Source organism: Echinimonas agarilytica (genome assembly GCF_023703465.1).
Classification (GTDB): Bacteria; Pseudomonadota; Gammaproteobacteria; order Enterobacterales; family Neiellaceae; genus Echinimonas; species Echinimonas agarilytica.
On record NZ_JAMQGP010000009.1, the window covers coordinates 61,795 to 73,798 of the forward strand.

Annotated in this window: 7 protein-coding genes; 6 read left to right on the plus strand and 1 reads right to left on the minus strand. The window is 45.3% G+C overall.

From position 1 onward, the window contains the following. Positions 1-44: 44 nt before the first annotated feature. From NAF29_RS16030 to NAF29_RS16055, 6 genes are all read left to right on the plus strand, one after another. Positions 45-1,031 carry a WD40/YVTN/BNR-like repeat-containing protein gene (locus NAF29_RS16030; RefSeq protein WP_251262643.1) on the plus strand — a complete coding sequence of 329 codons (987 nt, stop codon included), beginning with the start codon at positions 45-47 and terminating at the stop codon, positions 1,029-1,031. A 10-nt stretch (positions 1,032-1,041) separates the two neighbouring features. Then, positions 1,042-3,366, plus strand: coding sequence for an efflux RND transporter permease subunit (locus tag NAF29_RS16035; protein WP_251262644.1), 2,325 nt, complete (start codon positions 1,042-1,044; stop codon positions 3,364-3,366). A gap of 199 nt (positions 3,367-3,565) precedes the next feature. Then, positions 3,566-8,410: an NAD-glutamate dehydrogenase gene (locus NAF29_RS16040; protein WP_251262645.1), complete on the plus strand. Its 4,845-nt coding sequence runs from the start codon at positions 3,566-3,568 to the stop codon at positions 8,408-8,410. A gap of 57 nt (positions 8,411-8,467) precedes the next feature. Further along, a complete protein-coding gene (gene pyrD, locus NAF29_RS16045) occupies positions 8,468-9,484 on the plus strand; it encodes a quinone-dependent dihydroorotate dehydrogenase (RefSeq protein ID WP_251262646.1) in 1,017 nt (338 codons plus the stop codon). Between the two features lie 75 nt (positions 9,485-9,559). Continuing rightward, the gene (locus NAF29_RS16050) at positions 9,560-10,108 is read left to right on the plus strand and encodes a cell division protein ZapC domain-containing protein (RefSeq protein ID WP_251262647.1); all 549 of its coding nucleotides are present in this window, start codon (positions 9,560-9,562) and stop codon (positions 10,106-10,108) included. Positions 10,109-10,195: 87 nt separating this feature from the next. Beyond that, positions 10,196-10,972 carry a hypothetical protein gene (locus tag NAF29_RS16055; protein WP_251262648.1) on the plus strand — a complete coding sequence of 259 codons (777 nt, stop codon included), beginning with the start codon at positions 10,196-10,198 and terminating at the stop codon, positions 10,970-10,972. Between the two features lie 66 nt (positions 10,973-11,038). Here NAF29_RS16055 and NAF29_RS16060 read toward each other — a convergent pair whose 3' ends face one another. Continuing rightward, positions 11,039-11,653 (minus strand): GntR family transcriptional regulator, encoded by a 615-nt coding sequence (locus NAF29_RS16060; RefSeq protein WP_251262649.1) that lies wholly within the window; start codon positions 11,651-11,653, stop codon positions 11,039-11,041. Positions 11,654-12,004: the final 351 nt, after the last annotated feature.

Genomic DNA, 12,004 nt, shown 5'->3' on the forward strand with positions numbered 1-12,004 from the left:
TTAAGGCGCTCTTAAGAGCGCCTTTTTGTTTTAAACGGGTATTCATGAAGTATTTAAATCTTTTTTTATGCTGTCTGTTCGGGATGGCTTTCTCAGTTCACGCCGAAATTGTTTCTGACAATGATAAGGTTCTGTCGTCTTTATTTCTCGATATAACGGCCACCAGTGACGGCGCTCTCTATGCGGTTGGTGACAGGGGGCACATATACCATATGTCCAGCGGCCAGTGGTTGTCTCAAGCATCTGGAACGGATGCAGCTTTAACTCGCGTTCATGAAAGCCCATCTCAGCAGCTTTGGGCTGTGGGCCACGATGGAGTAATCCTCACTAAGCGTGAAGATTCTTGGGAGCTCGTACGAGAAAACATCCAAGAACAAATGCCTTTGTTCGACATCTTGTTTTTGAATGGTTCCGAAGGCATCGCCATTGGTGCTTATGGATTGTTTTTACGAACTCAAGATGGTGGCAACACTTGGCAACATGAATTACACCAAGGTTTGTTGCTTGCGGAAGATATTGAGTACTTGGAAGAGCTAAAAGAAGAGAGCATTGAGGAATACGAATATGAATTGTCGGCCATGCTTCCTCATCTCAATCAGCTTACTCATTTAGGGCAAGGCAAACTCATGCTTGTTGGAGAAGCTGGCTTGGTCGCGTTGAGCGACGACCGCGGTTTAACTTGGACGCGTCAAGAAACAAATTATTACGGTTCATTTTTTGATAGCCTTCAAATCGGCAAGCGCCTTGTTATAGCTGGGCTTCGCGGCCACGTCTTTTACTCCGATGACAATGGACAGAGCTGGCAAGAAAGTCGCACAAATAGCCTAGCTACGATCAATGGTTTGCTATCTGTTGAGGACGATAACATTATGGCTTTGGCCAGCAATGGCGTATTTCTCGTGAGTTCTGATCAAGGCGCCACATTTACAACTCATCAACTTGAGCAAGGGGAGTCAGCATTAGCTGGCGACGTATTCAATCATCAACACTATATCGTGAGTGATCATGGTATTCGTATCTTAAACTGGTGAGGCTGTAACCATGTTAATTACACCAGTCATTGACGCTGTAGAACGTTTTATTTTCCGGCATCGCACATGCGTCATTGCCGTTTTTCTTATCGCTACTGTCGGATTACTTTGGAGCGCGACTGGGCTGCGAATGGACGCCGCATTTACCAAGAATATCCCGCTGAATCACTCGTACATGCAAACCTATATGGACCATCAAAAAGATTTTGGTGGGGCAAACTCAGTGATGGTGACTGTGACTGCTAATGATGGCGACATGTTTACCGAAGCGTTTTTCGAGAAACTTAAAAGTGTACACGATCAGTTATTCTTTATTCCGGGCGTAGACAGGCCATCGGTTCAATCGCTGTATAGTCCGAGTACCCGATTTACCGAAGTGGTTGAAGATGGTTTTGCCGGTGGCCCGGTGATTCCTGCCGACTTTAAACCGGATGCAACGGGCCTCGGTATCGTCCAAAGCAATATTAGCAAAGCCGGTATTGTGGGGCGCTTAGTCTCGAATGACTATAGCTCTGCAATGGTTCGAGCGAATCTACAAGAGTTCAATCCAGAAACCGGCGATAAACTCGATACGTTGGCATTAGCCAAGTTGCTTGAAGATAGTATTCGAGGCGAGTTCGAAACGAACGATATCTCGATTCAGATTATCGGTTTTAGCAAAATGATTGGTGACGTCGCGGACGGCGCGCGCTCGGTCTTATTGTTCTTCACTATCGCTTTGGTCATCACAGCGTTGATGGTCTATTTCTTTAGCCATTCAATCCTACTGACGCTATTGCCGCTTTCATGCTCGATCATGGCTGTGGTTTGGCAGTTAGGCGCGTTGCCTTTACTCGGCTTTGGAATTGACCCAATGTCGGTGTTGGTGCCGTTTTTAGTGTTTGCGATTGGCGTATCGCATGGCGTACAAATGATTAATGCCATGGCGAAGTCGGTTGGTTTGGGCTTAACAAGTAAAGAAGCGGCGCAAAATAGTTTCCGTAATTTGCTACTGCCTGGCGGCATCGCGCTGCTGTCTGACACAATTGGATTCATGACGATTCTCAGCATCGACATTGGGATTGTTCGAGAATTGGCGATCACCGCTAGTATTGGTGTTGCGGTGATTATTCTTACCAATTTGGTATTGTTGCCGGTATTGCTCAGCTATGTAAAATTTAGCCCAGCGGCAGTCGCCAAATTATCGCAACCCAGTCCAATTGCAAATCGCCTTTGGGATAAACTCGCGCTGTGCGCTACAAGACCTGTGTCATACGGTATTTTAGCGGTGGCAGTGTTGTTGTTTATTGGCGGCTATTGGCAGGCAAGTCAAATGCGTATTGGCTCGTTTCAACCGGGAGCGCCCGCGCTTCATGCCGATGCTCGGTATAACCAAGATACCTTCCTCATTACTGATCGCTATTCGATTACCACCGACGTGATGTCTATTATTGTGGAAGCTGAGCCGCAATCATGCGCAAATCACGAAGTGATGAATACAATTGATCAGTTCCAGTGGAGGTTAGAGCAAGTAGACGGTGTGCAGTCCTCCATTTCACTGCCCACTGTGGCCAAGCTTTATAACGCTGGGTTCAATGAAGGGAATCCCAAATGGCGGGTTTTACCGCGAAATGAGGCTGCCTTAGTTCAGTCCATTGCTCAGGTACCCACCAATACGGGGTTACTCAATTCAAACTGTAGCGTAATGCCGGTGTATTTGTTTTTGGAAGATCATACCGCCGAAACAATTCAAGCTGTGATCGCGGCAGTCAAAGAAGCGCAAACCATGTACCAAACGGAATCACTTAAATTTCGTTTAGCATCTGGCCCTGTGGGTGTCATGGCGGCCAAAAATGAAGCGGTTGCTGATGCGCAAGTACCGATGATGCTATATGTTTACGGTGCGGTGATTGTGCTGTGTCTACTGAGTTTCCGGTCAGTTAAAGCGACTGCCGCAGTGGTCTTGCCGCTGTATTTGGTGTCTGTTTTAGCACAGGGTTTAATGACACAGCTCGGTATTGGTCTGACGGTGTCGACCTTGCCTGTAATTGCGCTAGGGGTTGGTATTGGTGTTGACTATGGCATCTATATCTTGTCGACCATGAGTGAGCGCATTCGCAAAGGTGAGCCAATCGCAGAGGCTTATCGGTACGCGTTGTCTGAGCGCGGCAGTGCGGTGTTGTTTACTGGAGTGACGCTTGCCGTAGGCGTCTCTACTTGGTTCTTCTCGCCATTGAAATATCAGGTGTCGATGGGCGTTCTTTTAACCTTTATGTTCTTGGTGAACATGCTTGCAGCGGTCATCATTTTGCCGGCACTCGCATCGATCTTTTGGCGTAAAAAAGGACACAGTTAACACTTTCTTCGAACCGACCTCCAAATATGCTGACAGCATCACATTGGCTGTCAGCATTTCATGACAAATTTCCACATAACAGTCTGATTTCATTCTTCAATTGGGTTTATGCTGAACTCGCGAAAAGCTTGATCTAGAGATACACTTAAAGCCAGTTTGAGATTGATTCTTTATCATCACGCAAAAAGGGTTTACACGCATGCCGAACACTGGCTCCCAAAATACGCCCGTATTACTCGACCGAGTATTTGATTTAATTTGCCAAAACGTAAAAAGCGGGCCTGATTCAGTTCGGAATCTCGCACAATTGATTTACGGGCGGGTGTCTTTAGAGGACTTAAGCAAGCGCAGTGATAGCGACTTGTATGGAGCGCTGTTAAGTCTTTGGAATTTGGCCAATGATTACGATGGCGAAAAAGCACATATTCGCATTTTAAACCCTGAGCTCGAACAGCACGGCTGGCATTCTAATCATACCGTGATAGAAATTGTCACCCAAGACATGCCGTTTTTAGTTGATTCAGTGCGCATGGCGCTCACAAGGCTCGGAATTACATGTCATTTATTGTTACATAGCCCAGTGCTCGTTTCTCGTGATGACTCCGGCAAGGTCACCGGAATTGAGGAGAATGTCGATGCCTCACAGTCTGAGTTGGAAACACTATTCCACATCGAAATTGATCGTCAATCTAGCACTGAATCACGAGATGCGGTACTGACAGAACTTGAAAGTGTATTGCTTGATGTGGCGGCATCAGTAAACGATTGGAAACCTATGTTAGGGCAGCTTGAGAGCGTCATTCAAGAGGTTCGAAACACTGACTATCCCGATTCAGGGTTACCCAAAGAAGAGGTGCTACGTTACTTACAGTGGGTGTCAGAGGGCAATTGCACACTAATGGGGTATCACCAAACCGATATAGTCCCAATCGCGGGTGACTATGAAGTGCGCGTTATTGCTGGAACCGAGCTTGGTATTCTCAAGCTTAACCCTGTGAATCCGGTGATCCGCTTGAGCGATATGATTTCCTCTGGTCAAGAAGCAGCCGTTTCACCAGAAGTATTAATTTTAACAAAGACCAATCAAAAGAGCCGAGTTCACCGCAATGCTTTTCCAGATTATATTGGCATTAAGCGATTCGATGCACAGGGCAAAGTCATTGGTGAGCACCGCTTTATAGGGTTGTATTCCTCAGCGCTTTATAACAACAGCGCTCAGCACGTTCCGTTACTAAAAACCAAACTTGATCAAGTGATGGGTATGTCAGGCTTGATCAAAGGATCCCACGCCTATAAAGCTTTACTCAACATCATCGAAACCTATCCGCGCGACGAGTTGATACAAGCCACACAACAAGAGTTACTTGAAGTGGGGGTCGGAGTGTTGCAAATGCAAGAGCGCGACATGACGCGCTTATTTGTCCGCCGAGAACTGTTTGGGCGGTTTTACTCCTGCATGGTTTATGTGACTAAAGAGCGTTACAACACTCAGCTTCGCCGCCATACTCAGGCCATTCTACAAGCAAGTTTTGGGAGTCGATCAACGGTTGAGTTTACGACCTTTTTCTCCGAGTCAGAACTCGCCCGAACCCACTACATTGTCCACGTTGACAATAACCAGCAGGATGTTGATGTGAACGAGATACAGAATAATTTGATTGAAGCCGCACGTTCGTGGGATGACAGGTTCGGAGAGGCTCTTACGCGAAAATTTGGCGATAACCATGGCCGTCAGCTCGCCGTGAAATATGAAAATGGATTTGCGCCGAGTTATAAAGAACGAACGCTTCCTAACTCCGCGCTGGTCGATATTGATAAAATTGAACAGCTCAACGATGCCGACCACCTGGGCATGCTGTTTTACCAGCCACAAGAAGACAAAGGTACCGACCGCGTTTGTTTAAAATTGTTTCATCGAGACCAACCCATCCCGTTATCAGATGTGTTACCAGTGCTTGAAAACCTCGGGTTGAAAGTTATTGGTGAGCGTCCGTATGAGGTTCGAGATACAGATGGCAATGTGAGTTGGATACTCGAATTTAACATGCTCCATTTGGGGAACGAGTCATTGGACTTGGCACAATGCCAAGAACGTTTCCAACAAGCGCTTGGTGGGGTGTGGAGTGGCGACTATGAAAACGACTCCTTTAACCGCTTAGTACTTGGTGCCAAATTAACGGCTCGTCAGGTGTCTATTCTTCGGGCGTACGCCAAATACATGCGGCAATTGGGCGTATCTTTTTCCCAACAGTATATAGAGGATGCGCTGAATCGTTATCCGGCTGTGGCAGCTCTGTTGGTTAAAGCATTTGATCAACGATTTAATATTGAACACAAACAAGCTGATCGTGATTCCAATCACGAGGCTTGCGTTGCCGAAGTTGAATCGCTACTCGACGAAGTATCAAATCTAGATGAAGACCGAATAATTCGTCGTTACATGGCACTCATCTCCGCGACAGTTCGCACCAACGCTTATCAAACAATTGAGCAAGGTGAGCACAAGCCGTATGTCTCTTTCAAGATGTTGCCGCATCTGATTCCAGACGTTCCTTTACCGCTGCCTGAGTTTGAAATCTTCGTCTATTCACCGCGGGTGGAAGGCGTTCACCTGCGCGGCGGCAAAGTTGCAAGGGGAGGCTTGCGCTGGTCAGATCGTCGCGAAGATTTCCGCACTGAAGTATTGGGCTTGGTGAAAGCTCAGCAAGTTAAAAACACGGTGATTGTGCCGGTTGGTGCCAAAGGCGGCTTTGTGTGCAAGCAACAAAAAACCGGCGCATCGCGCGATGAGTTTATTGCTGAAGGCCAAGCGTGCTACCGAATTTTTATTCGTGGATTACTGGATATCACAGACAACATGGTAAAAGGGCAATTAGTCCCACCGCAGTCTGTTGTGCGCCATGATGAAGACGACTCTTATCTAGTGGTTGCGGCAGACAAGGGCACTGCGACTTTCTCTGATATTGCCAATGAAATCGCTGAAGAATATGGTTTTTGGCTTGGTGATGCTTTTGCCTCTGGCGGTAGTCAGGGCTATGACCATAAAAAGATGGGGATTACAGCAAAAGGTGCTTGGGAGTCAGTGAAACGCCATTTCCGAGAAATGGACATTGATTGTCAAAACACCGAGTTTACAGCCATTGGTATTGGCGATATGGCAGGTGATGTATTTGGCAACGGTATGTTGCTGTCTAAGCATACTAAAATATTGGCGGCGTTTAACCACTTACATATTTTCATCGATCCAAATCCAGATGCCTCAGCATCTTTCGCAGAGCGAGAGCGTTTGTTTAATTTGCCGCGTTCGAACTGGACTGATTACGATTACTCCCTTATCTCAGAGGGGGGGGGTATTTATGAACGATCAGCTAAAAGTATTACGGTATCTGAACAAGCGAAACTAGCCCTAGGGCTGGCGTCTACAACTTTCACACCCAATGATTTGTTGCAGCAGATCCTCAAGGCACCGGTTGATTTAATTTGGAATGGCGGGATTGGCACTTACTTCAAAGCTGCATCTGAAAGTCACTCAGATGTGGGGGATCGGGCAAACGATGCCGTGCGTATCAACGGTACTGAGATGAGAGCCAAAGTATTAGGTGAAGGTGGCAACTTAGGGGCTACACAACTGGGGCGGATTGAATTTGCTCGTAACGGGGGCCGAGTGAACACAGATTTCATCGATAACGTTGGGGGGGTCGACTGCTCAGACAATGAAGTTAATATCAAAATTCTATTAACGCTGGTTGAACAAGCTGGCGAGATGACACGCAAGCAACGCAACAAGTTGCTGGTCGAAATGACAGATGAAGTATCAGAAATGGTATTGGACGATTGCTATTTACAGACGCAAAGCATTAGCGTCACGCAGTCCCGTGGGGCCGCGCTATTGAAAGAACAAATACGTTTGATACAAGACTTAGAGCGGCGCGGGATCTTAGATCGCAGTCTCGAATTTTTGCCTAGTGATGAGGAGTTATCCCAGCGCCAAGCGATGAGTGAAGGGCTAACGCGCCCGGAACTATCAGTTTTGATTTCGTACGACAAAATGGTGTTAAAAGAAGCGCTTAATAACGATGTCATTACGAGCGATAGCTTTCACGCATCCACAATGGCCAAGGCGTTTCCAAAGTACTTGCAAAACACCTACCACAAGCAAATGCTCGATCACCCGTTGCGTTCTGAAATTATCTCGACTCAAATTGCGAATCAAATTGTCAACGACATGGGGCTCAATTTTGTCAATCGAATGAAAGATGAAACGGGTGCAGAGATTAACGAAATTGCATCGAGCTACACGCTGGCGCGGGAAGTATTCAAAGCTACCGAGATTCGGGAACAACTGCAATCTCGCGACAATTTGGTTCCAGCTTCTACTCAACTTGAGTGCATGATCGAAATTAGACGCATCTTGCGCCACGCAACTCGCTGGTTTGTGCGCCACCGTAACCGGGCGATGTCGATTAACGATTCAGTGATGTTTTATTTACCCGCGTTTGAAAGTGTATTAAATCATTTGGAAACGAGTTTGGTGCCTGCGGAATGGCAAGTATTGCAACAACAATCAAAGGACTATCAAGAAAAAGGTTTACCAGCCTCACTTGCTGAAAAAATGGCGACATTGAGTACTTTATTTTCAACATTAGATATTGCTCAGATTGCACAACTTCAAAATAGACCTATTGAACTGGTGTCAGAGATCTATTTCAAGTTGGGCGCTCAATTGGAACTGCATTGGTTCCTAGAGCAAATTAGTGAGCAACCTGTCGCTAATCATTGGCAAGCGTTGGCTCGCGCGTCTTTTAGAGAAGAACTCGATTGGCAACAACGTGCTCTAACTCTGGCCGTTGATCGTTATTGCCAAGACGGTTGCGAGGCTCAGAGTATGGTGGATCGTTGGTTTGAAGAGCATCGGGCATCAATCTCGCGCTGGATACAGATGTTGAACGAGTTTAAGACGGTCAGAGGGCATGAATATGCCAAATTCTCCGTCGCTTTACGCGAACTCATGCTGTTAAGTCATACCAGCGATCCGTTACAATAAGCCAATCTCACATCAAACACCGCCATAGCGGCGGTGTGTTTTCAGACTAAGAGCGCTATGTATTACGATCTGACCCGAAAAATTTTGTTTGCACAAGACCCCGAAAAAGCTCACGACATTACCATTGGTATGCTCAAAAAAATTGGTAAAACTCCATTGCGCGCAATGTTGGACGGTCGTGTACAAGGTTCGCCTCGTAATGTGATGGGGCTCGATTTTGCCAACCCAGTGGGTTTAGCCGCAGGGTTAGATAAAAATGGCGAATGTTTAGATGCATGGTTTGCATTAGGGTTTGGCTTTGTAGAAATTGGTACGGTCACACCTTTGGCTCAAGGTGGCAATGATAAACCCCGTTTGTTTCGTGTGTTGGACGCCGAAGGGATCATTAACCGCATGGGGTTCAACAACAAGGGCGTTGATTATCTAGTAGAGCAGGTTAAGCAGGTAAAACATCGCACTGGCTTAGTCGGTATTAACATTGGTAAGAACAAAGATACGCCAGTCGAGCATGGAAAAGACGACTATTTAATTTGTTTAAATAAGGTTTATGAACATGCAGATTACGTGGCGGTCAATATTTCTTCGCCCAACACTCCGGGCTTACGCTCGATGCAATACGGCGATGCGTTAGACGACTTGCTCGCGAGTCTTAAAGAACGCCAAACTGAGCTTGAAAAGAAACACAATCGATATGTTCCTATTGCTGTGAAAATTGCACCGGATATGACTCATGAAGAAATTGCTCAAACAGCAGATTCGTTCGTGCGTCATTCTATCGATGGTGTTATTGCAACCAACACAACCTTATCTCGAGAAGAAATTAAAGGACTACCTCATTGTGACGAGGCCGGTGGGTTAAGTGGCAAACCTTTACAATTGAGATCGACTGAGTTTGTACAACGCTTATCGACAGAGTTAGATGGCAAGCTACCGATTATTGGTGTGGGTGGTATTGATTCATTAGCATCGGCCGAAGCAAAAATGAGCGCTGGCGCCGATTTAGTGCAGATCTATTCAGGGTTTATCTACAAAGGACCACCATTGATTCATAACTTGGTGAAAAATTTACGTTAATTTGACATGCGTCATATTCACATCATTGATGAAAAGGTGTACATTGATCGCGGTTGATCGGACAGGAACAAACCAATGAACATCGCCAGAAAGGATTGGCATTGGCAATACAATGAAGTTACCAACACGCTGGAAGTGTGTTCGGATGTCGATAGTTGCTACTCAACGGGGTTACGCAAGGCTCAGCTGTGCGGCGACGCTATGCGAAAACAGAGCTTGGCGATAGAAGATTTATCATTTCTACATTCAACGTATGAAATTCTCACAGAGCAATGCGGGCTTGATGACACGATTGCAATGAACCACGCAATGAGCGCTGTGTCGGCGCGTAAGTTCTTTAAGCCAGTGTTACCGCAAAGTTGGTTTTTCTTACCGTCATCTGCCAATTTAACGCTCACTGAGCTGATGGTCGTGGAGTTGGATACTCCTGAACAAACGGGTTTGTTTATTACTGTGGCTAGTGATGAGTCGACGTCGCTAATTATGTTAATTTCCGAAAAACTTTGTCTGACCGAACACAAAAATATGGTTCAAGGAAGTATGCTTCGCGTTATGAATGACCGTATCGCTCGATATGCATCTATGAATGCGCTGGCTATGAACCGCGATTTACTGCGCGCTTAGAAGTTTTAATACGGAAAAAGCCCCTATGCATAGGGGCTTTTTTTATGTCTGCGAGAATGGAATGGGCATTTCACTTAAGAGCTTTATATGCATATCACACCTGCAAATTATCAACGTTTAATTGCGATTAACAGCGAAGACTTTAACTGTTGCTTCTATTGCGGATGCGTTGCTACTGAATATGATCTCGCGCCGCCAACTTCAATCCGAAATGTGATCCAGCCTCATTCCGATAATTTGGAAATTCCAGCGTGCCGAGAATGCCACCAGCTTTTGAAACATGAACCGTCAGGTTTACTTGGACGCAGAATCGATGTGGTCAAAGATAAATTAGCCAAAAAATATGCTCGCGCCATTTCTGTCTATCAAATGTGGGATGCGTCCGAATTAAATGAGTTAGAACACAGGTTGCAACAAAGTGTGGCGGCAGGTTTAAAGTTGGGTGAAGAAGCAACTCAACGTTTAAGTTATAAAGGTTTTGTATACGAAGTTAATGGACATCGATTTGATTCTCCACATTCACCAGTCGAAGTACATTGTGTGGCAGGGACGCAGTTCACAGATTTTAAATCGGCCTTAAACCACACAAGTTCTAGCTACCGTATTCCAAAAGCAAAATTGAAGATGTTACTAAAGGAACACAACAACAATTTTGATCAGGTCATTTCGTTGTACCAACAACAAGTTTTAGCAGCGCTAGCCGAGAAAGAAATGAAGACAAAATGCAAATCGTTGGCACAACAATACAAGTTCGACGCCGCCTTCATTCGCAGAAGTGTAAACCACTATATGGCTGAAGACGAAGAAATGAGTTTAGAGCAGGCGTTACGCAAACTAGAGGTTGAACGACTTATGGGAAAGTGAGTATTACAGTCTCTTGATTTTAAAGCCCCACAGCAGTGAGCAAAAGGGGGCTTTAAAATGAGAAGATTATTTAATATTTGCTTTGAGAGCCTTAATCGCTTGGGCGGTATCACCGTTACGCATTGCGTCAGCAATTGCTCGATGTTCGTCAACACACTGCCTACCGGTAGCAACACGCTTATAATTTAGGCGCATACGCATCACATACGGGTACCATATGTTCACAAGCTCATCACCACCTGCTTTGTATACAATTGCATTGTGAAACGAAATATCCAACTTGGTTACTTCGGTGAAGTCTTCTCGCTCGAATGCATCTTGCAAGTCAGCCAAAATGTTGTCGAGTTCTGCAAAGTCTTCATCAGTCATTGAATCTTTTACCTGTTCAATGGCATAGACTTCAATGTTGCGTCTGAGGTTAATCATTAACTTTTGCAGTTTGGGCTCTAGCACGCTGTTGACCGACGCACCGCAATTGTTTTTAGAAATGAGTAAACCTTCTTTCGTGAGTTGTAAAATAACATCACGAATGGGGCCACGCGACAGGCCAAACCGTTCGGCAAGCTCTTTTTCGTTGAGCTTCGTATTTGGCGCAAGATCGCCGGCAATGATGTCTGAGCGAATTTGATCAGCTATCTGATCTTTTACTGACAAAATTTTTGCTGGTTTTGCGAGGGCCATATATCTTCCAATCTGATCAATAATGCCGTCATACTAGTCATTTCAGTGCATTATTACAATTAGTCGGCGACGTATTGTAAATAAAAAACAATAAACCGTGACGTTGGATTTAGTTTACTAACAGTACACTTCAATTCTTAAGCAAAGTTGTTAACGAAAGAACGAAAAAACGTAAAAGTAAAAACCTTAAGAGCGTAAATGTATACAATGTGTATTTTGCCTGAAAGCCAAGTTTCATTAAAGGGACCATGCAAAAAACAAATTATATCAAGCATATAAATCACAGTTAATTACGCTGATTCATTTGGGTTGATAACATTATCAAGCTTCTATTTTTTAATTAATCGTGTA